Source organism: Plantactinospora sp. DSM 117369 (assembly GCF_053764795.1).
Genome location: NZ_CM132446.1, coordinates 4,967,431 through 4,989,911, shown reverse-complemented (window position 1 = coordinate 4,989,911; position 22,481 = coordinate 4,967,431). Strand labels below are relative to the sequence as shown.

Annotated in this window: 20 protein-coding genes and 1 pseudogene; 16 read left to right on the top strand and 5 right to left on the bottom strand. The window is 73.2% G+C overall.

Annotated features, from left to right (window positions below; genetic code table 11):
- Positions 1-2 precede the first annotated feature (2 nt).
- The 4 genes from ACSMXO_RS21695 to ACSMXO_RS21680 all read left to right on the top strand — a co-directional run bounded on the left by ACSMXO_RS21695 (position 3) and on the right by ACSMXO_RS21680 (position 2,706).
- Entirely contained in the window at positions 3-257 is a 255-nt protein-coding gene (locus tag ACSMXO_RS21695) for a hypothetical protein (protein WP_346260770.1), read from the top strand.
- A gap of 203 nt (positions 258-460) precedes the next feature.
- On the top strand, positions 461-757 hold the full coding sequence (gene tatA / locus ACSMXO_RS21690) for a Sec-independent protein translocase subunit TatA (protein ID WP_318397170.1): 297 nt from the start codon (positions 461-463) through the stop codon (positions 755-757).
- Between the two features lie 14 nt (positions 758-771).
- The gene (gene tatC / locus ACSMXO_RS21685) at positions 772-1,722 is read left to right on the top strand and encodes a twin-arginine translocase subunit TatC (protein WP_346260769.1); all 951 of its coding nucleotides are present in this window, start codon (positions 772-774) and stop codon (positions 1,720-1,722) included.
- 39 nt (positions 1,723-1,761) lie between these two features.
- Positions 1,762-2,706 carry a diacylglycerol kinase family protein gene (locus ACSMXO_RS21680; RefSeq protein WP_455413553.1) on the top strand — a complete coding sequence of 315 codons (945 nt, stop codon included), beginning with the start codon at positions 1,762-1,764 and terminating at the stop codon, positions 2,704-2,706.
- A gap of 59 nt (positions 2,707-2,765) precedes the next feature.
- Here the strand turns inward: ACSMXO_RS21680 and ACSMXO_RS21675 are convergent, their stop codons facing one another.
- The gene (locus ACSMXO_RS21675; RefSeq protein WP_455413552.1) at positions 2,766-3,542 is read right to left on the bottom strand and encodes an HAD family hydrolase; all 777 of its coding nucleotides are present in this window, start codon (positions 3,540-3,542) and stop codon (positions 2,766-2,768) included.
- A gap of 86 nt (positions 3,543-3,628) precedes the next feature.
- Here ACSMXO_RS21675 and ACSMXO_RS21670 point away from each other — a divergent pair, with 86 nt between their 5' ends.
- Both ACSMXO_RS21670 and ACSMXO_RS21665 read left to right on the top strand, forming a co-directional pair.
- Complete coding sequence (locus tag ACSMXO_RS21670) at positions 3,629-6,415, top strand: DEAD/DEAH box helicase (protein ID WP_455413551.1); 2,787 nt, start codon at positions 3,629-3,631, stop codon at positions 6,413-6,415.
- Between the two features lie 184 nt (positions 6,416-6,599).
- Positions 6,600-7,520, top strand: coding sequence for an MHYT domain-containing protein (locus ACSMXO_RS21665; protein ID WP_455413550.1), 921 nt, complete (start codon positions 6,600-6,602; stop codon positions 7,518-7,520).
- Positions 7,521-7,615: 95 nt separating this feature from the next.
- Here the strand turns inward: ACSMXO_RS21665 and ACSMXO_RS21660 are convergent, their stop codons facing one another.
- Both ACSMXO_RS21660 and ACSMXO_RS21655 read right to left on the bottom strand, forming a co-directional pair.
- Positions 7,616-8,545 (bottom strand): 5'-3' exonuclease, encoded by a 930-nt coding sequence (locus tag ACSMXO_RS21660; protein WP_455413549.1) that lies wholly within the window; start codon positions 8,543-8,545, stop codon positions 7,616-7,618.
- Between the two features lie 243 nt (positions 8,546-8,788).
- Positions 8,789-9,238 (bottom strand): DUF6069 family protein, encoded by a 450-nt coding sequence (locus ACSMXO_RS21655; protein ID WP_455413548.1) that lies wholly within the window; start codon positions 9,236-9,238, stop codon positions 8,789-8,791.
- Positions 9,239-9,472: 234 nt separating this feature from the next.
- Here ACSMXO_RS21655 and ACSMXO_RS21650 point away from each other — a divergent pair, with 234 nt between their 5' ends.
- The 3 genes from ACSMXO_RS21650 (at position 9,473) to ACSMXO_RS21640 (ending at position 12,382) form a co-directional block, all read left to right on the top strand.
- Positions 9,473-10,585: a M24 family metallopeptidase gene (locus ACSMXO_RS21650; RefSeq protein WP_455413547.1), complete on the top strand. Its 1,113-nt coding sequence runs from the start codon at positions 9,473-9,475 to the stop codon at positions 10,583-10,585.
- Positions 10,582-11,721, top strand: a complete 1,140-nt coding sequence (locus ACSMXO_RS21645) for an acyl-CoA dehydrogenase family protein (RefSeq protein WP_455413546.1) — start codon at positions 10,582-10,584, stop codon at positions 11,719-11,721. The genes ACSMXO_RS21650 and ACSMXO_RS21645 overlap by 4 nt, the downstream gene beginning before the upstream one ends.
- 136 nt (positions 11,722-11,857) lie before the next feature.
- Positions 11,858-12,382 (top strand): Lrp/AsnC family transcriptional regulator, encoded by a 525-nt coding sequence (locus ACSMXO_RS21640; protein WP_346260762.1) that lies wholly within the window; start codon positions 11,858-11,860, stop codon positions 12,380-12,382.
- Here the strand turns inward: ACSMXO_RS21640 and ACSMXO_RS21635 are convergent.
- Positions 12,312-12,923, bottom strand: coding sequence for a histidine phosphatase family protein (locus ACSMXO_RS21635; protein WP_455413545.1), 612 nt, complete (start codon positions 12,921-12,923; stop codon positions 12,312-12,314). The two genes, ACSMXO_RS21640 and ACSMXO_RS21635, sit on opposite strands and share 71 nt — an antisense overlap.
- Before the next feature lie 236 nt (positions 12,924-13,159).
- Here ACSMXO_RS21635 and ACSMXO_RS21630 point away from each other — a divergent pair, with 236 nt between their 5' ends.
- Entirely contained in the window at positions 13,160-13,354 is a 195-nt protein-coding gene (locus ACSMXO_RS21630; protein WP_318397160.1) for a CsbD family protein, read from the top strand.
- A gap of 108 nt (positions 13,355-13,462) precedes the next feature.
- Here the strand turns inward: ACSMXO_RS21630 and ACSMXO_RS21625 are convergent, their stop codons facing one another.
- Positions 13,463-14,872: a KamA family radical SAM protein gene (locus tag ACSMXO_RS21625; RefSeq protein ID WP_455419283.1), complete on the bottom strand. Its 1,410-nt coding sequence runs from the start codon at positions 14,870-14,872 to the stop codon at positions 13,463-13,465.
- Positions 14,873-15,064: 192 nt separating this feature from the next.
- On the opposite strand from ACSMXO_RS21625, the gene kdd reads away from it, so the two are divergent.
- The 6 genes and pseudogenes from kdd (at position 15,065) to ACSMXO_RS21595 (ending at position 21,950) form a co-directional block, all read left to right on the top strand.
- Positions 15,065-16,123 carry an L-erythro-3,5-diaminohexanoate dehydrogenase gene (gene kdd, locus ACSMXO_RS21620; protein WP_455419120.1) on the top strand — a complete coding sequence of 353 codons (1,059 nt, stop codon included), beginning with the start codon at positions 15,065-15,067 and terminating at the stop codon, positions 16,121-16,123.
- A 4-nt stretch (positions 16,124-16,127) separates the two neighbouring features.
- Positions 16,128-17,726, top strand: coding sequence for an amidohydrolase (locus ACSMXO_RS21615; protein WP_455419119.1), 1,599 nt, complete (start codon positions 16,128-16,130; stop codon positions 17,724-17,726).
- 21 nt (positions 17,727-17,747) lie between these two features.
- Positions 17,748-19,352, top strand: coding sequence for a lysine 5,6-aminomutase subunit alpha (kamD, locus tag ACSMXO_RS21610; RefSeq protein ID WP_455419118.1), 1,605 nt, complete (start codon positions 17,748-17,750; stop codon positions 19,350-19,352).
- Positions 19,349-20,077 (top strand): annotated as a pseudogene (kamE, locus tag ACSMXO_RS21605) (lysine 5,6-aminomutase subunit beta); the annotation flags it as partial. The gene kamD and the pseudogene kamE, both read left to right, overlap by 4 nt.
- A gap of 89 nt (positions 20,078-20,166) precedes the next feature.
- Entirely contained in the window at positions 20,167-20,595 is a 429-nt protein-coding gene (gene kal, locus ACSMXO_RS21600) for a 3-aminobutyryl-CoA ammonia lyase (protein WP_455419117.1), read from the top strand.
- Between the two features lie 2 nt (positions 20,596-20,597).
- Entirely contained in the window at positions 20,598-21,950 is a 1,353-nt protein-coding gene (locus ACSMXO_RS21595) for a glutamate mutase L (RefSeq protein WP_455419116.1), read from the top strand.
- The last annotated feature ends 531 nt before the right edge of the window (positions 21,951-22,481 follow it).

The window sequence follows — 22,481 nt, the reverse complement described above, 5'->3', positions numbered from 1 at the left end:
ACGTGGTGAAGTGGATCGTGCTCGCGGCCGTCCTCGTCGGGCTCCTGGTGCTGGGGCTGGCGGTCCGCCGGGTGCTGACCCGGCTGCCGCGACTGCACCGGGCCGCGCTGGGCCTGCAGCGCCGCCAGGAGCAGGCCGAGGACCTCCAGCGGGTGGCGCTGGCCGTGCAGGACCGGGCGGAGGCCATGCAGCAGCAGGTCGAGACGCTCCAGCAGCGGCTCGTGCTGATCCGCGCCAAGCGCGGCGGCGAAGACTAACCTGGCGGAGAATCGCCGCAGCGCCGAGGGATAGTCCCTGCTCAGGGCCGTCGATCATGTGCTTGACGGATGCCCCAGGTTGGTCAAGACTTCACCAGCCGGCCGGAAAGTCACCAGCCTGGCGGGTGGCACTCCTTCCCGACGCACGTACGATGGGCCAGGACACACCCCTTTGCTGGACAAAACATCGAACTGGAGCTTCCATGGGCGCCCTCAAGCCGTGGCACATCTTCGTACTCGTGGCTGTGCTGGTCCTGCTCTTCGGCGCGAAGCGGCTTCCGGACGCGGCCCGGTCACTCGGCCGCTCGCTGCGGATCATCAAGGCCGAGACGAAGAGCCTTTCCGAAGACGACAAGGACCTGGCCGAGAAGGCCGACGCGCAGGCGGGCCGCCAGCCGCTGCCGGGTGACACCGTCCACCCGACCAGCGTGCACCAGCCCGGTTACCAGCCGCCCGCGGCGCCGGTCAACGACCCGGTGCAGCGCGTCCGCGACAACTGACCGGGGCCCGTCCCGTGGCCTTCGCCCTGCTGCGCCGGCGCGGTCCGAGCAGGTTCGAGCGAGCCGCCGACGGCTCGATGACCCTCATCGAGCACATCCGGGAGCTGCGCAACCGGCTGTTCAAGGCATCCCTGGGCATCGTGGTCGGCTTCGGGCTCGGCATCTGGCTGGCCGACAACGTCCGCCACCTGCTCCAGCAGCCCTACTGCGAGCTCGACGGTTCGACCGTGGACGGCAAGTGCCAGTTCACCCAGCTCGGTCCGGCGGACATCCTCCTGCTCGACCTCAAGATCGCCCTCTGGGTCGGGCTGATCGTCGCCGCACCCGTCTGGCTCTACCAACTCTGGGCGTTCATCGCCCCGGGGCTGCACCGGCACGAACGGAAGTACGCCTACATCTTCACCGCGCTCGCCGCCCCGCTCTTCGCGGCCGGCGCGGTGCTGGCGTTCTTCGTGGTCTCCAAGGGGCTGGAGTTCCTGGTCGGCCTGGCCGGCGAGGACGTCGCCAACACCCTGGAGATCACCCGGTACATCTCCTTCGTCACGAACATGATCCTGATGTTCGGGGTCGCGTTCGAGTTCCCGCTCATCGTCCTGATGCTCAACTTCGTCGGGCTGGTGAGCGGCCGGAAGATGCTCGGCTGGTGGCGGATCGCCGTCTTCGTGTTCTTCCTCTTCTCGGCGATCGTCACGCCCACCCCGGACCCGTTCGGTATGACCGCGCTGGCCATTTGTCTCTGCGCGCTCTACTTCGCGGCGGTCGGGGTGGCGATGCTCAACGACCGGCGCCGGGGACGCGGCAAGGAGGTCTACGCCGGACTGGACGACGACGAGGTCTCGCCGCTCGACCTGGAACCGGATCCGGTGACCGCCGGTGAGCGGGTCGAGGCGGTCGCGCCGGTCTCCGCACCGGACCCGGTCCCGGCGCCGCAGCCGATCGACCGGCGTTACGACGACATGACCTGAGCTGTCGAAGGCGGCACGGCGGGCGGTACGGTGCTCGCCGTGACCGCCAACGATCAACTGCCCGGCTCCGTCTCCGCCGGCCGGCTGGCCGACGGGTACCTGGCGGTGCTGGCCAACCCGACCGCCGGACGGGGCCGGTTCCGGGGGCTGCTGCCGGCCGTACTCGACCGGCTCGGCACGGTGGGGCGGCCGGTGCGGCTGCTCGAGGCGGGTACTCCCGGGCAGGCCAGCGCGGCCTGCCGGGCCGCCGTGGTGGACGGCGCCGCCGCCCTGGTGACGGTCGGCGGTGACGGCACGGTCCATCTGGCGCTCCAGGCGGTCGCCGGTACCGGCGTCGCCTTCGGCCCGGTCCCGGCGGGCACCGGCAACGACTTCGCGGTCGGGATGGGCTACCCGGCCGACCCGCTCGCCGCGGTCGACGCGATCGCGGCGGCGGCCGCCGCCGGCCGGACCCGCCCGGCGGATCTGGCCCGGATGACCGGTCCGGACGGCGCCCGGCGGTGGTACGGCGCGGTGCTGGCGGCCGGCTTCGACGCGCTCGTCAACGAGCGGGCCAACCGGATGTCCTGGCCGCGCGGCCCGCGCCGCTACGACCTGGCCATCCTGGTCGAGCTGGCCCGGTTGCGGCCCCGCCGCTACCTGCTCCGGCTGGACGGGGTGACCCGGGAGCTGGACGCGGTGCTGGTGGCGGTCGGCAACTGCCCCAGCTACGGCGGGGGGATGCGGATCTGCCCGACGGCCGACCCGGGCGACGGCCTGCTCGACGTGGTCTACGCCGGCCCGGTCGGCCGGACGACGCTGACCCGGATCAAGCCCCGGGTCTACCGGGGTACCCACCTGGCGCACCCGATGGTGCACACCCAGCGGGCCCGTACGGTCGAACTCGTCGCCGAGGGCATCGTCGGGTACGCCGACGGTGAACGCGCGCTGCCGCTTCCGGTGACCGTGACCGCGGTCCCCGGCGCCGTACGCCTGCTGCGCTGATCCGCCGCGCCGAGACACCCTCCCGGCCAGTCACCCGGGGGCGGCGGGGGCCACGCCGGTCAGCGGCCGTTCGCGACCGCCAGGTCCACCGCCGCGGTCAGCCCGTTGACCTGCCCCGGCTCGGCCGCCGGCAGCACCAGCACCGCACAGCCGGCGCCTACCGCCCCGGCATCGGCGGGGGTGTCGCCGACCATCAGGGTGCGCTCCGGGTCGACACCGAGCAGGCCACAGGCCCGGTAGAAGATAGCCGGGTCCGGCTTGCAGCGCCCGACCTCGTAGGAGAGCACGAACGCGTCGACCAGTTCGGTCAGCTCCCAGGCGTCGAAGAGCGGCCGGAGGTCGAAACCGATGTTGCTGACCACCGCCACCGGCACCTTGGCCGCGCGCAGCGCTTGCAGGGTTGCCCTGGTGTCGGCGTACGGGAGCCAGCCGTCCGGGACCAGCAGGCGGTCGTAGAGGGCCTCGGCGAGGCCGTGCACGCCGCTGTCCACCGTCTCGGCCAGTCCCACGAAGGCGGCCCGGTGGGCGGGGCCGTACAGGTCCCGTTCCGCCCACACCTCGGCCAGGTGCGGAGGGACCCGGGCCGGCAGGGGTCCGCCGGCCCGGCCGGCGGTGACCAGGCGGTCGGCCAGCGCCGTCGCCCGGGCGCGGTCCAGCGTCGCCCCGCAGGCCGCGGCGGCGGCGGTCACCCAGGCGACCGGCTCCTCCACCTGGGCGAGGGTGCCGTGGAAGTCGAAGAGCACCGCGTCCACCGGGCGCCGGGGTGGCGTTCCGGGGGCGGGATCGGAGGTTCCGCTCGACGTACGAGGCTTGGGCGGTTCGGCATGATCCGGCACGTCGTGCACCCTACCGACCGGCTCCCGAAGGCCCGCTCTACGGCCTGCCGACGTGCGACCACCCGGTACGCATTAATCTTGGGTTCATGTCGAGCCCCGCCGAGCGGTACGCCGCGGCGCGCCGCCGGGCCGCGCAGGCCAGCATGTTTCCCGCGCTTGACGAGTTCGCCCAGCAACTGGGGTTCGATCTCGACGACTTCCAGCGGGAGGCGTGTCAGGCGCTGGAGCGGGGCAGCGGTGTCCTGGTCTGCGCCCCGACCGGCGCCGGCAAGACCGTTGTCGGCGAGTTCGCCGTGCACCTGGCGCTGCGCACCGACGCCGGGGCCGATCCGGACGGACCGACCCGGAAGTGCTTCTACACGACTCCGATCAAGGCGCTGTCGAACCAGAAGTACCACGACCTGGTGGACCGGTACGGCTCCGACCAGGTGGGGTTGCTCACCGGGGACAACGCGATCAACGGGGACGCGCCGGTGGTGGTGATGACCACCGAGGTGCTGCGGAACATGCTCTACGCGGGCTCGTCGAGCCTGACCGGCCTGGCGTACGTGGTGATGGACGAGGTGCACTACCTCGCCGACCGGTTCCGGGGCGGGGTGTGGGAAGAGGTGATCATCCACCTGCCAGAGTCGGTGACCCTGGTCTCGCTCTCCGCGACGGTCTCCAACGCGGAGGAGTTCGCCGACTGGCTGATCACCGTACGCGGTGAGACCGAGGTGGTGGTCAGCGAACACCGCCCGGTGCCGCTCTGGCAGCACATGCTGGTCAACCGGCGGATGTTCGACCTGTTCCACGACGCCGACGCGGCCCGCAAACACGACGTGCACCCGGAACTGCTCCGCTACACCCGGGAGATGCTGCGCCGGCTCGAACTCGGCGACGGCCGTACGCACGGGCCGGGGTGGGGGCGCGGCGGTCCCCGGGGGCCCCGCTGGCGCGGCCCGCTCCGGGCCGACATCGTCGAGCGGCTCGACCGCGAGGGGCTGCTGCCGGCGATTCTGTTCATCTTCAGCCGGGCCGGCTGCGACGCCGCCGTCGCGCAGTGCCTCGCCGCCGGGCTGCGGCTGACCACCCCGGACGAGCGGGCCGAGATCCGCCGGGTGGTGGAGAGCCGGATCACCAGCGTCCCCGGCGAGGACCTCGCCGTGCTCGGCTACTGGGAGTGGCTCGACGGCCTCGAACGCGGCCTCGCCGCCCACCACGCCGGGATGCTGCCGGCGTTCAAGGAGGTGGTCGAGGAGCTGTTCGTCCGGGGGCTGGTGAAGGCGGTCTTCGCCACCGAGACACTGGCGCTCGGGATCAACATGCCGGCCCGCTGCGTCGTGCTGGAACGGCTGGTGAAGTTCAACGGCGAGGCGCACGTCGACCTGACGCCGGGGGAGTACACCCAGCTCACCGGCCGGGCCGGACGGCGGGGGATCGACGTCGAGGGGCACGCCGTCGTCGTCTGGTCGCCGGAGGTCGATCCCCGGCACGTGGCCGGGCTGGCCTCGACGCGTACCTACCCGCTGCGGTCCAGCTTCCGGCCGTCGTACAACATGGCGGTGAACCTGGTCGGGTCGGTGGGTGCCGCGCCCGCCCGGGAGCTGCTGGAGTCGTCGTTCGCGCAGTTCCAGGCGGACCGGTCGGTGGTCGGCCTGGCCCGGCAGGTGCAGCGCAACGTCGAGACCATCGAGGCGTACGGCGCGGAGGTGCGCTGCCACCACGGCGACTTCGACGAGTACTTCGGGCTGCGGCTCGCGATCGCCGACCGGGAGCAGACGCTGGCCCGACAGGGTCAGTCGCAGCGCCGGGCGGCCAACCTCGCCGCGCTGGAACGGCTGCGGGTGGGTGACGTGATCCGGGTGCCGTCGGGTCGGCGGGCCGGGCTGGCGGTGGTGCTCGATCCCGGCGTCGGTGGGTTCGGCGAGCCCCGCCCGCTGGTGCTGACCCAGGACCGCTGGGCCGGCCGGATCACCCCCGGCGACTTCACCACCCCGGCCGAGGTGCTGGCCCGGATCCGGGTACCGAAGCACTTCAACCACCGCTCGCCGGCCGCCCGGCGGGATCTGGCCGCGGCGGTCAGCGGCACCGGGCTGGACCGGCACGCCCGGCGTGGTGGCCGGTCCCGGGGCGGCGGTGGCGAGGACGAGCGGCTCAGCCAACTCCGCGCCGAGCTGCGCCGGCACCCCTGCCACGGCTGCCCGGACCGGGAGGAACACGCCCGCTGGGCGGAGCGTCGCCGTCGCCTGGAGCGGGACACCGCCGAGCTGCGGCAGCGGGTCTCCGGGCGTACCGGATCGCTGACCCGGACCTTCGACCGGGTCTGCGGCATCCTCACCGCCCGTGGCTACCTCTCCGAGGCCGGCGAGGTCACCGACGCGGGCCGGATGCTCGGCCGGATCTGGACCGAGGCGGACCTGCTGGTGGCGGAGTGCCTGCGGCGCGGGGTCTGGGACGGGCTCTCCCCGGCGGAGCTGGCCTCGGCGGTCTCGGTGGTGGTCTACGAGGCGCGCCGGGACACCGACGAGCGCGCCTCGGTGCCCCGGGGGCCGGTGTCGGACGCCGTCGGCGAGACCCTGAAGATCTGGGCCGAGCTGGAGTCCGACGAGGCGGCCCGGGGGTTGGAGGTGACCCGGGAGCCCGATCTCGGCTTCGTCTGGCCGGTGTACCGGTGGGCCCGGGGCGAGGCGCTGGCGAAGGTACTGGCCAGCGGCCACAACCTGGACGGCGACATGCCGGCGGGTGACTTCGTGCGCTGGGCCCGCCAGGTGGTGGACCTGCTCGGACAGGTCGCGGACTCGGCGGGTGCCTCGGTGGAGCTGCGCGGCACGGCGCGGCAGGCGATGGCGACGATCAATCGAGGGGTACTGGCCTACCACGGCGCGACCTGACGGCCGCGCGCCTCCGGCTCGGCTGTTCAGCCAGCCGTCGTGTTCCGTCAGGCCAGCCGGCACTCCTCCGGTGATGATCTTTCCGGGCACCCTGCCCAGGGCCCTCCGGCCAGCAGAACCGCCCGAACCACCGTTGTGGCTGGTCGGACCCCAAGTGATCATCATTCGGGGGCGCGGGACCGCCGTGCGACGGCGCGAGGAGATCACCGAGATGGCCACCATCCACCACTTCCAGTACGGCTGGGTCACGCCCGTGCTGAGCTACGGACTCGCCGTCCTCGGCTCGTTCCTGGGGCTGCTCTGTGCGGTACGGGTCCGGGAGGCGACCACCCCGGGACGGCGGATCTGGTGGCTGGCGCTGGCCGCGTGGGCGATCGGCGGTACGGCCATCTGGACCATGCACTTCACCGCGATGCTCGGGTTCAGCGTCGCCGGTACCCCGATCCGGTACGACGTGCCGATGACGGTGGCCAGCGCCCTGGTCGCGGTGCTCACCGTCGGGGTCGGGCTGGTCGTGGCGGTGTTCGGACGGGTCGCCTGGCCGCGGATCCTGCTCGGCGGGGTGTTCGCCGGGCTCGGCGTGGCCGCCATGCACTACCTGGGCATGTCGGCGTTGCGGATGCGCGGGCGGATCGACTACGAGTTCTCGCTGGTGGTGGTCTCGGTACTGATCGCGGTGGTCGCCGCGACCGCCGCGCTCTGGCTCGCCGTCAACGTAAGCGGGACCTGGGCGGTGACCGGCGCCGCCTTCGTGATGGGGTTGGCGGTCAGCGGCATGCACTACACCGGGATGGCGGCGCTGTCGGTGCACCCCCAGCCGTCCGCCCCGGCACCGACCGGCGCCAGCGGGGCGAACCTGCTGCTGCCGATCATGCTGATCGTCATCTTCGTGGCGTTCGTACTGTTCTACGCCCTGCTCGCCACCCCCACCGCGGACGACCGCGCCGCCTCGGCGTACCTGGCCGACCGCGCCGCCGAGCGGCTGGCGGCCGACCGGGTGGCGGCCGAGCGGCGCGGCACGGAGCAGACTGCCGCAGGCGCGGCCGAGCGCTCCGCCCCGACCTCCGGTCCGGGCCGGCGCTTCAAGACCCGCCAGCCCTTCTGACCTCCCGCGCCTCGGCGGGCCGCTCTCCCCGACACCCGTGCAGACGGCACCGGCCGGCACCGCGGCGGGCGGCACGGGGTCGCCGGCGGGCCGGGTCAGGCGGGCACGCTGTTGCCGGCGAGAGCGTCGACCAGCCGGCGGCACGGGCCGGCGAGGTTCCACTGCTCGGCGAGCGCGAGCAGCCGGTCGGGGTCGGCCGGCGCCGCCGGCAGGGTGGGATCCAACGGTGGAAGCGGCACGTCCAGGGCCACCCGGACCACCGTCGGCGCGACGGCCAGATAGTCCCGGGCCGCGTTCAGCTTGGTCCGCAGCCCGGGCGCGAAGCCGGAGGACGGGTCGTCGAGCGCGGCGAGGATGCCGTCCAGGCCGCCGTACCGGTCGACGAGCCGGGCGGCGGTCTTCTCGCCGACCCCGGCCACCCCGGGCAGGCCGTCGCTGGGGTCGCCCCGCAGCGCGGCGAAGTCGGCGTATCCGGCGGCCGGCACGCCGTACTTGGTCCGGACGGCGGTGTCGTCGCAGTCCTCCAGTTTCGCCACGCCCCGGCCGCAGTAGAGCAGCCGTACCGGCCGGCTGTCGTCGATGAGCTGGAACAGGTCCCGGTCGCCGGAGGCCACCTCCACCGGTGCCGGCGAGGTCGCGGCCAGCGTGCCGAGTACGTCGTCGGCCTCGTAGCCGTCCACCCCGATCGCCGGGATACCGATCGCGGCCAGCAGTTCGAGGATCAGCGGCACCTGTGGGGAGAGGGTGTCCGGCACCACCTCGCCGCCCTCCGGCGCCAGCCGGTGCGCCTTGTACGACGGCAGCAGGGCCACCCGCCAGGCTGGGCGCCAGTCGTAGTCCAGCGCGCAGACCAGCCGGTCGGGCCGGCGGGTGCGGATCAGGGTCGCCAGCATGTCCAGGAAGCCCCGGACGGCGTTGACCGGGCTGCCGTCCGGCGCCTTGGCGGCCGATTCCGGGATGCCGAAGTAGGCCCGGAAGTAGAGGCTCGGTGCGTCGATGAGGAGCAGGGGGCGGCTGTCGTTCACCCGGACAGCCTGGCACAGCACCGCCCGCCCCGGTCGCAGGCCCCTTGACGGCGGGTCGACGGCACCCGCTCCGACCGGTCGGGAGACGCTCCGCCACCGGGGCGGGCACGACGGTGTCGCGGTGCGGCGACGGAAGCGGCCCGGATCCCACCGCTGGCATTCCAGCCGTCGGATCCGGGCCGCTTCTCGGGTCGCCGCCTGCGGTTCATGCGGGGGTGGGGGAGCGGGGTGGGGCTGGCGGGTTCAGCGCCGGACCGCGGTTTGGCGCAGCATCGGGAAGAGCGCGGCGGCGACCACGAGGTGCATCACGCCCAGCAGGATCTTGGTATCCACGGTGGCCAGCTCGATGCCGAGCGGCACGTAGGACAGCGCCAGGACCACGGTGGCGAGGACGGCCCAGATCTGCCGGGCCCGGCGGGTGAAGCGTTCGAGCAGGGCCAGACTGCCCCAGCCCAGCAGCCCGAACACCGCGGTGATGACGACGATCTCGGCCACGATCAGCGGGTGCGGCACCGGGTTGCCCGGGGCGGTGAGCACGAAGTCGGTGCCGAAGGCACGCCCACCCAGGTAGATCGCGCTGTTGACCAGCACTGCGGCGCCGACGGCACCGAGCCGGAGCCGGCGGACCCGACCCTTGCAGGGGGCGGCGGTGACGGTCGGGGTGATCGGCTGGGCGGTGGTCATGGTGGTCATCTCGAAACTCCTCGGTGTGTGTCGAAGATCTGGTCGCCGGCTCCCGGTGGCGCCGGCCGTGGGAGAACTCTTTCACCGACAACTTTTCTTGTCAAGACACATCGCCTTGTCGGTTGCCGACCCCTTTCCTGGCTCCGGGACTCCTCCGGAACGCGGAGTCGAGGTGCCGGGCGGAGATGTTTTCCGGGCTGTCCCGGCGGTCGAATGCGCCCGAACGACCGTTAAGCTAAGGAGGTGGGTGACGAAGACCTCTATCCGCCGCACCGGCTGGCGGCAGCCCAGGAAGCCACTGCCGAAGCCGGCCTGGACGCCCTGCTCATCCCGCCGGGCTCCGACCTGCGCTACCTGACCGGCTACCACGCGCACGCGCTCGAACGGCTCACCTGCCTGGTGCTGCCGGCGACCGGTACGCCCACGCTCGTCGTACCGACCCTGGAGCGGCCGGCCGCCGAGGCGTCACCGGCGCCGCGCACGGGCGTACGCATCGTCGACCATCCGGACGGCACCGACCCGTACCCGCTGGTGGTGCGGGCCCTCGGCGGCCCCGTCGGCGCGGTCGGGCTCGGCGACCGGATGTGGGCCGAGCAGGTGCTCGCGCTGCGGGCCGCGCTGCCCGGCACCACCCAGCGGCTCGCCGGCGAGGTGTTGCGGGGGCTGCGGCTGCGCAAGTCGCCGGCCGAGGTGGCGGCGCTGCGGGAGGCCGGCGCCGCGATCGACGCGGTACACGACCGGATGGCCGAGTGGCTACGCCCCGGCCGGACCGAGGCGCAGGTCGCCGCCGACATCTCGGTCGGGATCAGGGAGGCCGGCCACGCCACCGCCGACTTCGCGATCGTCGCCGCCGGCCCGAACGGGGCCAGTCCGCACCACGGCACCTCCGACCGGGTGATCGGGATCGGCGAACCGGTGGTCGTCGACATCGGCGGGACCATGCCGTCCGGATACTGCTCGGACTCCACCCGGTGCTACGTGATCGGCACCCCACCACCCGAGTTCACCGACTACTACCAGGTGCTGCACGCGGCCCAGCGAGCCGCGGTCGGGGCGGTACGGCCCGGGGTCAGCGCGGCGGCGATCGACTCGGTCGCCCGCGAGGTCATCGCGGACGCCGGCTACGGTGCCGCCTTCCTGCACCGCACCGGGCACGGGATCGGGCTGGACGGGCACGAGGACCCGTACCTGGTCGCCGGCAACGAGCTGCCGCTGGAGCCGGGGATGGCGTTCTCCATCGAGCCGGGGATCTACCTGTCCGGCCGGCACGGCGCCCGGATCGAGGACATCGTGGTCTGCACCCCGGACGGGGTGGAGCGGCTCAACACCATCTCCCGGGAGTTGGTGCGGCTATGACGGTCGACCGGATCCTGCCCACCGACGAGGCGTACGAACTGCTCGACCTCGTCACCGAGCTCGCCGACCGGGAACTCGCGCCCCGGGTTGCCGACTTCGAACGGCGTGGCGTGTTTCCCCGCGAGCTGCTGCGTACCCTCGGCCGGGCCGGACTGCTCGGGTTGCCGTACCCGGAGGAGTACGGCGGCGCGGCGCAGCCGTACGAGGTCTACCTCCAGGTGCTGGAGATCCTGGCCAGCCGCTGGCTGGCGGTGGCCGAGGCGGTCAGCGTGCACACCCTGTCCTGCTATCCGGTGGCCAGCTACGGCGGCGAACAGGTACGCAAGCTGCTGCCGGACATGATCGGCGGCGAGCTGCTGGGTGCGTACTGTCTCTCCGAGCCGCAGGGCGGCTCGGACGCGGCCGCCCTGACCACCCGGGCCAGGCGGGACGGCGCCGACTACCTCGTCTCCGGCACCAAGGCCTGGATCACGCATGCCGGCAACGCCGACTTCTACAACATCTTCTGCCGCACCGGCGGTCCCGGCGCCCGGGGCATCTCCTGCCTGCTCGCCGACGCCGGCACCGCCGGGATCGTCCCGCAGACCCCGGAACGCACCATGGGGCTGCGCTCGTCGCCGATCGCGCAGATCGCCTTCGACGACGCCCGGGTCCCGGCCGACCGGCTGGTCGGTGCCGAGGGGGAGGGGTTCCGGATCGCACTGTCGGCACTGGACAGCGGCCGGCTGGGCATCGCGGCCTGCGCCGTGGGGCTGGCCCAGGCGGCGCTGGACTACGCGGTCGACTACGCCCGGCAGCGGGAACAGTTCGGCCAGCCGATCATCGACTTCCAGGGACTGGGCTTCCTCCTGGCCGACCTGGCGACCCAGGTGTCGGCGGCCCGGGCGCTGACCCTGGCCGCGGCCCGGCTGCGGGACGCGGGGCGGTCGTACTCGACCGAGGCGGCCAAGGCGAAGCTCTTCGCCACCGACACCGCGATGCGGGTCACCACCGACGCGGTGCAGGTGCTCGGCGGCGCCGGCTACGTGGCGGACCATCCGGTCGAGCGGTACATGCGGGAGGCGAAGGTGTTGCAGATCGTCGAGGGGACCAACCAGATCCAGCGCCTGGTGATAGCCCGCTCGCTGGCCCGCTGACCACCGTCGTCCCGGCCCGCCGGGGAGCGCCGGCCGAGCGTGGGGGCCGCCGCCAGCTATCGACCTGATAACGCGCGGCGGCGACCCGGCCGGTTCGAGGTCGTCCGGACCACCCTTTACCGGTAGGTTGCACGCCGTGGAGGAGACCGATCGGGCCATCGTGGCGGCTCTGGCCGCCGACGGCCGGCTGTCGTACACGGATCTGGCCGAGCGGGTGGGGTTGTCGGTGTCCGCGGTGCACCAGCGGGTCCGCCGGCTGGAGCAGCGCGGTGTGATCAAGGGGTACGCGGCGCGGATCTCGTTCGAGGCGATCGACCTGCCGTTGAGCGCGTTCGTGGCGATCCGGCCACTGGACCCGTCGCAGCCGGACGACGCACCGGACCGGCTGGCCCACCTGCCGGAGATCGACTCGTGCTACTCGGTGGCGGGGGAGGACTTCTACCTGCTGCTGGTCCGGGTGGCCAGTCCGGTGGACCTGGAGCGGGTACTCCAGGAGATCCGTACCGCCGCGAACGTCACCACCAGGACGACCGTGGTGCTCTCCATCCCGTACGAGAGCCGCCCGCCGAAGCTGCCGGCGGAGTCGAAGCTCAGTTCGGAGCCGGGGACGGCCCGGCTGCGGGCGCTCCCGCCCGACCCGGCGAGTTCCAGCGCAGGATGACCGGTCGGCCGTGCTCGTAGCCGAGCGTGGAGACCGTGGCGGTGTCCAGGCGCAGCCGCCCGCCGCCGCTGGCCGGTAGCCCGATCCAGCGCGCCCCGGCCACCCGCAGGCTGTGCCCGTGCGCCACCAGGGCCACGTCACCGGTGTCGAGCAGCGCCGTCGCCCGGGCCAGTACCCGGTCCAGCCGGGCACCGACCCGCTCCGGGGACTCACCACCGGGGCAGCCGTCGGTCCAGAGCACCCAGTCCGGGCGCTCCCGCCGGATCTCGTTGGTGGTCAGCCCCTCGTACTCCCCGTAGTTCCACTCGCTGAGATCGTCGTCGACCTCCGTCACGCGCAGTCCGGCGAGTTCGGCGGTACGCAGTGCCCGCCGCCGGGGGCTGGAGAGCACGGCGGCAAAGGTCTGCTCGCCGAGTTCGGCGGCCACCTCCCGGGCCTGCCGCTCACCGTCCGGGGTCAGTTCCAGATCGGTGTACGAGGTGTGTCGGTGACTGGCACTCCAGGTGGTCTCGCCGTGGCGGATGAGGATGATCTCGGCCATCCCTCCAGTCAACCACCTCCGGTACCGCCCGCTTGACCTAGCATCCTAGGACGTGTTACGGGAGGTGGCACGCCCCGCAAGGCAGGACCGAAAGCACGGCCACCGGACAGGGGGTGCGACCTTTGGGAGCCTTCACGGGGTTTGGGGCGATCAGGCAGGTTTCATTACACCCTCGTCGGGCAACTCACTTGCGGGCCAGCCGCCGTGAGCGGAGCCATCGAGGTGAGGAGTGCGACATGAGTGCCATGGACAAGATGCGCAACAAGGCGGAGGAGCTGAAGGGCGCCGCCAAGGAACGGATGGGCGACCGGAGCAACAACGAGCAGATGCGTGGCGAGGGCGCCTCCGAGCAGATGCAGGCCAAGGCGAAGCAGGCCGGCTCCAACGTGAAGGAAGCCGGCCGCGACGCCAAGCAGGCGTTCGACCGTTGACGGTCGCCCGTCCTCAGTGAACCTTTCTTCGACCTCCCCTTGCGGTCCGTAGCGGCCGTAGGTGGAAGCCGGGGCGCACGCGCCGCCGCTGTCCAGGCGGAGAAAGGTTCAGTGACCGGCCTGAGTGCCGTGCCGGGCCCACCAGGCCCGGCCGGCCTCGGGCAGGGTGTCGATCGGGTCGTAGTAGGCGTACCGCCGGTCCAGGGCGGTGAGGTCGTCCGACTCGATCGACGTCCGGTAGTTCTTGGTCCAGTACGAGATGCCGCGCTCGCGGTCGTACTCGGTGACCATGTGTACCCAGCGCTTGCCCACGAAGGGCACGTCGCAGACGATCCGTGGGGTGGCGTAGCCGGGCAGGTAGCCCATCATGTCGTGCTGGAGCCGCTGGGCGTGCCAGACCGGTACCCGCCAGTGTTCGGCGTTCGGGATCATGTCGCACATGTAGAAGTAGTACGGCAGGATTCCCGCTTCCCCCTGTAGTGCGAAGCAGAGGTCGAGCAGGTCGGCGGCGGTCGCGTTGACGCCGCGCATCAGCACCCCCTGGTTGCGTACGTCGCGGACCCCGACCTCCAGTGCGGTCTGGGCGGCCCGGGCAACCAGCGGGGTGAGCGACTGGGCGTGGTTGACGTGGGTGTGGATGGCGAGGTTGACGCCGCGCCGGGCGGCGGTCCGGGCGACCCGTTCGAGTCCCTCCACCACCTCGGGCTGGAGCCAGTGCTGGGGGAGTCCGGCGAGTGCCTTGGTGGCGAGCCGGATGTCCCGGATCGTCTCGATCTCCAGTAGCCGCATCAGGTACGACTCGAGGTTGCGCCACGGCACGTTGGCGACGTCGCCGCCGGAGACCACCACGTCCCGGACGCCGGGGTGGGCGCGCAGGTAGTCGATGTGCGCGTCGTACCGGTCGACGGGCTTGAGGCGCAGCCGGAGCTTGTCGACGGCCGGGGTGGAGTTGCCGACGAGGTCCATCCGGGTGCAGTGCCCGCAGTACTGGGGGCAGGTGGAGAGCAGTTCGGCGAGGACCTTGGTGGGGTAGCGGTGGGTGAGGCCCTCGGCGACCCACATGTCGTGTTCGTGCAGCGAGTCGCGGGTGGCGTACGGGTGGGAGGGAAAGTCGGTGCGCCGGTCGGTGGCGAGCGGCAGCATGTAGCGCCGGATCGGGTCGGCGCGGAAGGCGTCGGTGGTGATCGGGCCGTCCGGGACCATCGTGTTGAGCATCTGCGGCGGGACCAGCATCGACATGGTGGCCCGGGTGTCCTGGTCGGCGGTGAGGTCGGCGTAGCAGGTGTCGTCGACGGCGTCGCCGAGCACGGCGCGGAGCTGCTTGACGTTCTTGACGCAGTTGGCGCGCTGCCACTGGGCGGATTCCCACTGCTCCCGGGTCACCTGTCGCCAGCCGGGGAAGCGGGTCCAGTCGGGTTCGACCAGGGCGCGGCGGCGGTATTCGTACGGCTGGCCGGTGGTGGGCGCCTCGGCCGGGCCGGGGTGCGCCGGGCCGCTGGGATTGCGGGGGGCGAGCACGGCGGTTGCCGGTTCGACCTGGGTCACGGCGCCTCCTCCAGTTTCGGGTGCCGGCAGGGGCCGGTGGGGCCTGGACCTCGAACGCTACTGGAAGATTTCCCGTCTAGGAAATATCCTGCCGTAAGTTTTCCTGTTCCTGGCGGGCCTGAAGGGCTGATGCCCCGCCGGACGGGCCGTCGGGAGGAGGCAGCGGTGGGCACGACGCCGGAAGGTGTGGCGGTCACGTCGGCGGTCGGCTTGCGCCGGGTGCTAGAGCCGGCCGGGGTACTGCCGCAGGCGGCGTACCGGCTGGACGCCCGGGGCGAGATCGCCGCCGACGAGGTCCGGATCCGGGTGGAGCGGCTGAACCTGGACGCGGCGAGCTTCCGGCAGTTGTCGGAGAAGCACGGCGGGGACGGTGCGGCGGTCCGGACCGAGGTGCTGGAGATCATCCGAGAGCGCGGCAAGATGCACAATCCGGTCACCGGATCCGGCGGGATGCTGGTCGGCACGGTCGCCGAGGTCGGCCCGGAGTCGCCGCTGCCGGTCAAGCCCGGTGACCGGGTGGCGACGCTGGTCTCGCTGACCCTGACCCCGCTGGCGATCACCGACGGGCTCGCCGGCTGGGACGGCCGCTCCGAGCAGGTGCCGTGCACCGGGCACGCGATCCTGTTCGCCCGGTCGATCGTGGCCGTACTCCCGGACGACCTCGACCCCCGGCTGAGCCTGGCGGTCTTCGACGTCTGCGGTGCGCCGGCGCTGACCGCCCGCACGGTGCGCGGCTACCCGGCACCCCGGGTCGCGGTGCTCGGCGGGGCCGGCAAGAGCGGCTCGCTGGCGCTGGCCGCCGCCCGGCAGGCGGGTGCCGGCCGGACCGTCGGGGTGGTGCCGGTACCGGCCGAGCAGGACCGGTTGCTCGCCGCCGGGCTCGCCGACGAGGTGGTACTCGCCGACGCCCGGGACCCGGTGGGGTTGGCGGCGGCGGTGACCGGCGCGTTGGGCGGGCCGGCGGACGTCACGGTGGTCTGTGTCGACGTGCCCGGCTGCGAGCACGGCGCGATCCTGGCCACCGCCGACGGCGGGACGGTGGTCTTCTTCTCGATGGCCACGAGTTTCGCCTCGGCGGCGCTCGGTGCGGAAGGGCTGGCCGCCGACGTGACGATGCTGATCGGCAACGGCTACCTGCCGGGGCATGCCGAGTACGCGTTGTCGCTGCTGCGTACGGTGCCCGGAGTGCGCGCGCTCTTCACGGACCGGCTCGCGGCAGACTGATGCCATGACGAACCCCTCGACTCTCTACCGTGGCGGCCGGTTGTACTGTCCGGCCGATCCGCACGCGACCGCGCTGCTGGTCCGGGACGGCCGGATCGACTGGCTCGGTGCCGATGCCGACGCCCCGGCGGCCGACCGGGTGGTGGAGCTGGACGGCGCGCTGGTGACCCCGGCGTTCGTGGACGCGCACGTGCACGCCACCGACACCGGGCTGGCGCTGGCCGGGCTGGACCTGTCCGGGGCGCGGTCGGCCGCGGACGTCTGTGCGGCGGTCGCCGGGTTCGCGGCGGGGTTGCCGGCCGACGCCGTGGTGCTGGGGCACGGCTGGGACGAGTCGGGCTGGTCGGACCGGCGGATGCCGGAGGCGGCGGAGCTGGACCGGGCGGCCGGTGGCCGGCGGGTGTACCTGTCCCAGGCGTCGATCCATTCCGCGCTCTGCTCGTCGGCGCTGCTGGCGGCGGTGCCGGAGGTGGCCGGGATTCCCGGCTACGACCCGTCGGGGTGGCTGCGCCGGGACGCCCACCACCTGGTGCGGGAGCTGGCGTTGGGTTCGGTGACCGACGCCCAGCGCCGGTCGGCGCAGCGGCTGGCGTTGCGCCGGGCGGCGTCGTTGGGGATCGCGGCGGTGCACGAGTGCGGCGGTCCGGACATCTCCGGCGAGGCGGATTTCACCACGCTGCTGTCCCTCTCCGGTGGCGACGGTCCGGAGGTGTACGGCTACTGGGGCGAGCTGATGGGTGCGGAGCGGGCCCGTGAGCTGGGTGCGGTCGGTGCCGGCGGTGACCTGTTCGCCGACGGGGCGCTGGGTGCGCGTACGGCGCACCTGTCGGTGCCGTACGACGACGGTGAGCCGGGAGCGTGCGGGCACGGCTACCTGACGGCGGAGCAGGTGCGGGACCATCTGCTGGACTGTGCGGCGCACGGGGTGCAGGGCGGTTTCCACGCGATCGGGGACGCGGCGATCGACACGGTGCTGTCCGGGTTCGCCGGTGCGGCGCAGGTGCTCGGGGTGGAGCGGTTGCGGGCGGCCCGGCACCGCGTCGAGCATGCCGAGATCATGAGCAAGCGCCTGATCGCCGGCTTCGTCGAGTACGGGATCGTGGCGAGCATGCAGCCGGCGTTCGACCGGTTGTGGGGCGGCGAGCAGCGGATGTACGCGTCGCGGTTGGGTGTGCGGCGGTCGCTGGAGTCGAATCCGATGGGTGCGATGCACGGGGTCGGGGTGACGCTGGCGTTCGGTTCGGATTCGCCGGTGACGCCGCTGGATCCGTGGGGTTCGGTGCGGGCGGCGGTGGCGCACTTCAACCCGGCGCAGCGGATGAGTGTGCGGGCGGCGTTCGCGGCGCACACCCGGGGTGGCTGGCGGGCGGTGCCGGCGGGCGCGGGTGGCCGGGATCCCCGGCTGACCGAGGGCGTGCTGGTGCCGGGGGCGGCGGCGACGTTCGCGGTCTGGTCGGCGCCGGCCGGGGTGGACGGTGGGCTGCCGGTGCTGGTGTCGGCGAGCCCGGAGGAGCGCGGGCCGGACGATCCGACGCCGCTGCCGACGTGCCGCCGGACGGTGCTGCGCGGTTCGGTGATCTACGACGGGGAGGACGCGTCGTGACGGAACGGTGGAGGGTCGCCGATGGCGCCGGGTAGTGGGGCGGGCGGCAAGCTGGCGCTGGATCCGGTGCTGGTCCGCCGGGCGCGGGAGTTGGCCCGGCGGGCCGGGCGGCCGGTGGTGGAGTTGGCCCGGGCCCATACGACCGTGTCGGTGGAGCGGGCGGTGTTGCGGCTGGCCGGGGTGACCGGTGCGGATCCGGACGGGATTCCGTGGGTGAACCGGCTGGTCGACGCGGTGGTCGCGGAGGTGGGGCTGGCGCACGGGGTGGCGGTGCCGGTCTTCGACGCGCTGCGGCGGGAGCTGGGTCCGGCGCCGGCCGGTTCGGACGTCGGGGTGGCGGTGACACTGCTGGCCCAGAAGGCGGCCGCCGGGTCGGTCCGGTTCGAGGTGCCGGCGGGCCGGGCGGCGCGGTCGGCCCGGGCGGCGGCGCGGCGGGCGGTCGGCGCCGGGCTGCGCCGGATCGACCGCCGTCGGGCGGAGCGGGACCGGATGGTACGCCGGCACGGCGATCCCGCTCGCCGGCCGTGGATCTATCTGATCGTGGCGACCGGCGACATCTACGAGGACATTCCGCAGGCGCAGGCGGCGGCCCGGGCCGGGGCGGACGTGATCGCGGTGATCCGGTCGACGGGGCAGTCGCTGCTGGACTACGTACCGGAGGGGGCGACCCGGGAGGGTTTCGCCGGCACGTACGCGACGCAGCAGAACTTCCGGCTGATGCGGGCGGCGCTGGACGAGTCCTCGAAGGAACTGGGCCGGTACGTGCGGCTGACCAACTACGCCTCGGGGTTGTGCATGCCGGAGATGGCGGTGCTGGCCGGGCTGGAGCGGCTGGACATGATGCTCAACGACTCGATGTACGGGATCCTGTTCCGGGACATCAATCCGGTGCGGACCTTCGTGGACCAGCGGTTCTCCCGGCAGGTGCACGCCCGGGCCGGGATCGTCATCAACACCGGTGAGGACAACTACCTGACCACGGCGGACGCGGTCGATGAGGCGCACACGGTGACGGTGTCGCAGCTGCTCAACGAGTACTTCGCGCACGAGGCGGGGTTGCCGGACGCGCAGTTGGGGCTGGGGCACGCGTTCGAGATCGACCCGGATCTGCCGGAGTCGTTCCGGCTGGAGCTGGCGCACGCGCTGCTGGCCCGGGAGTTGTTCCCGGACGCGCCGCTGAAGTGGATGCCGCCGACCCGGCACATGACCGGGGACGTGTTCCGGGGCAATCTGCTGGACGGCTTCTTCAACCTGGTCGGTGCGATGACCGGGCAGGGGATCCTGCTGGTCGGGATGATGACCGAGGCGGTGGTGACGCCGTGGCTGTCGGACCGGGACATCGCCCTGCAGAACGTCCGGTACGTGTTGGGTGCGGCCGGTGGGCTGCACGAGGATTTCGTGCCGGCGCCGGGCGGGTTCATCCAGCGGCGGGCGGCGACGGTGCTGGCCGAGGCGGTGGCGTTGCTGGAGCGGATCGCCGACGGCGGGCTGTTGCCGGCGATCGCGGATGGCACGTTCGGGATCACGAAGCGGCCGGCGGACCGGGGTCGGGGGCTGGATGGGGTGGCGGTGCACGCGGACGACTACTACAACCCGGCGACGGAGCTGTTGGAGGCGGGATCGTGAGCGGTGGTCCGGTGGTGCGGCCGTACGGGGACGCCACCGGGGACGGGATGGTGCAGGTGTCGTTCACCCTGCCGGTGCCGCACGACAAGCGGGCCGAGGGGGCGGCGCTGCAGTTGGCGGCGAAGATGGGGCTGGACCCGGCGATGCTGGTGCACGCCCGGCAGATGGGTGACGGCTTCACCTTCTTCGTCGTCTACGGCCGGGTGAACCATCTGGTGGACCTGTCGGCGGTACGGGTGGTGGAGCGGGACTATCCGCTGCTGTCGGCGAAGGAGGTCAACGCCCTGATCCGGCGGCGGCTGCGCCGCAAGCTGTCGGTGGTCGGTGCGTGCATCGGCACCGACGCGCACACGGTGGGGATCGACGCGATCCTGAACGTGAAGGGGATCGCCGGGGAGAAGGGCCTGGAGTACTACCGGGAGTTGCGGGTGACGAACCTGGGCGCCCAGGTGAGCGTGCCGGACCTGGTGGCGGCGGCCCGGGTGGAGCGGGCGGACGCGGTGCTGGTGTCGCAGGTGGTGACGCAGCGGGACGCGCACCTGCACAACACCCGGGAGATGTCGGCGGCGTTCCGGGAGGCGATGCCGGCGGGCCGGCGTCCGCTGCTGGTGGTCGGCGGCCCTCGGTTCGACGAGTTGATGGCCGGGGAACTGGGCGTGGATCGGATCTTCGGCCGGGGCACCACGCCGGGCGAGGTGGCCAGCTACCTGGTGCACCGGCTGGTGGCCGGCGGCCCGGCTGGACCGGACCGGGCGGCGGCAGCGTCGGGTGATCGGGATCGGTCAGCGGGCCGGGGAGTGGAAGGGGTGGCCGGGTGACCGGACGGGACGGGGCGGCGGATCCACGGCTGGGGCTGACGGTGCTGCACCGCCGGTACGTGCCGTACTCGCACGCGCACTATGCCGGCAACCTGGTGGACGGGGCGTACGCGCTGGGTTTGTTCGGCGACGTGGCGACCGAGGTGTGTATCCGGACCGACGGCGACGAGGGATTGTTCGCCGGCTATGCCGAGGTGCGGTTCCAGGCGCCGATCCGGGCCGGGGACGTGCTGGAGGTGGCGGCGACGGTGGTCCGGGTCGGCAGCCGCAGCCGGACGTGCGAGTTCGAGTGCCGGGTGGTGTGCCGGGGCCGGCCGGACCGGGGCGGGTCGGCGGCCGAGGTACTCGATCCGCCGCTGGTGGCGGTGACCGCCGTCGGCACGGTGGTGGTGCCGCCGGCACCGGCCGGTGCCGGGCCCTGGTAGCGGTGACCTCGTACGCGGTCTGCGCCGACGTCGGCTCCACCTGGACGAAGGTGGCGGTGGTGGATCTGGCCGACGGTGCGTTGCTGGCCTCGGCGTCCGGCCGGACCACGGTCGGCACGGACGTGCTGCACGGGCTGGACGCGGCGGTGGCCGAGGCGACCGCCGGGCTGTCCGGGGCCGGGTCGGCGCCCTGGTACGTCTGCTCGTCGGCCGGTGGCGGGTTGCGGCTGGCGGTGCTCGGCTACGAGGAGCTGATCACGGCCCGGGCCGGGCACCAGGTCGGGTTGTCGGCCGGGGCCCGGGTGGTGCACGTCGGGGCGGGTCGGCTCGACGGGGCGGGGTTGGCGGCGTTGCGGGCGGCCCGGCCGGACGTGGTGCTGCTGGTCGGCGGGACCGACGGCGGTGACGCGGAGGTGCTGACCGTGAATGCCAGCCGGCTGGCCCGGGCGCGCTTTCGGGTGCCGGTGGTGGTGGCCGGCAACGCGGTGGCGGCTCCGGCGGTCCGGGAGGCGCTGGCCGGGCGCGGGGTACCGGTGACGGTCACCGACAACGTGCTGCCGTCGATCGGCGTACTGGCGGCGGGGCCGGCCCGGGCGGCGATCCGGGAGGTGTTCCTGCGGCACGTGATCGGCGGCAAGCGGCTCTCCCGGGGCGGCCGGTTCGCCCGGCTGGTCCGGGCGGCGACCCCGGACGCGGTGTTGACGGGGGTGGAGTCGCTCGCCGACCGGCTCGGCGGGGATCTGCTGGTGGTCGACGTCGGCGGGGCCACCACCGACGTGTACTCGGTGCTGGTGCCGGACGAGCGGGCCGCTGGTCCGGGGCGGCCGGCGGCCGGGACGCTGTGGCGGGCCCGGACCGTCGAGGGTGATCTGGGGATGCGGTGGAGCGCGCCCGGGGTGGTACGGGCGGCGGTGGCGGAGCGGCTGCTGTCCCCGGGCGAGGAGGGCCCGTTGGCGGCGGTGGCGGCGACGCTGGCGGCCGAACCGAGCCGGTTGGTGGCGACGGCCGGGGAGCGGGCGGCCGAGCGGCGGATCGCGGCGCTGGCCGCCGTGGTGGCGGTACGCCGGCACGCCAGGGGCGGCGGTGTGGCCGGGCAGCCGGGGCGGGACTTGCGGGACGTCCGGCTGCTGGTCGGCTCCGGCGGGGTGTTCCGGCATGCCGGTCCGGTGGTCGCGGCCGGGCTGCTCGACGGGGTGTCGACCGATTACGCCGGCGGCTGGCCGCTGCCCCGGTCGGCCCGTACGGTGGTGGACGTCACGTACGTGCTGGCGGCGGCCGGACTGTTGGCGCAGCCGCATCCGGTGGCGGCGGCCGGGCTGCTGCACCGGCACCTGCTGGCCGGGTCAGTCGGCTAGCTCAGTCGGCTACCGGGCGGGGTCCGGCGGGCCGGCTCACCGGCTACCGGCCGGTGTCCGGCGGGCGAACGGGAGACGAACCGGGGGCGGCGCGGCGCGGCGGATCCCGACACGCCGCCCGAATCGGACGACTGGCCGGGGGCGGTTGACAGTGCCCGGGGGGTACCACGTACCGTCTTTGAGTCCTACAACGGGAAGCGGCTGTTGTTCGCTTCGTCCCTTCGTCCGCTGGCCGAGCGACATGTGTTCGTGTCGTCGCAACGGCCAGGTCCAGCGGGCGGGGGTCGGCGGGGCGGCGCGAACCGGCTGCGGTTACCGGTGCTCGGGCAGGGTGGTGCAGGCGGCCAGTAGACAACGGCCCGACGGGAACAGCCAGTTCACGTCCGGTCGGTCCGAAGGTCGTGTGGCAATGCCCTACCACACCGGCCGGGGAGGGCCTGGGAGCATCGGGGCGCGGCTTGTCGGCCGCGCCCCGATTTTCATTTCGGTGCCGGCCTCTGTCCGTTTCGTTCGGTGCTGGCCGTTGTCGCC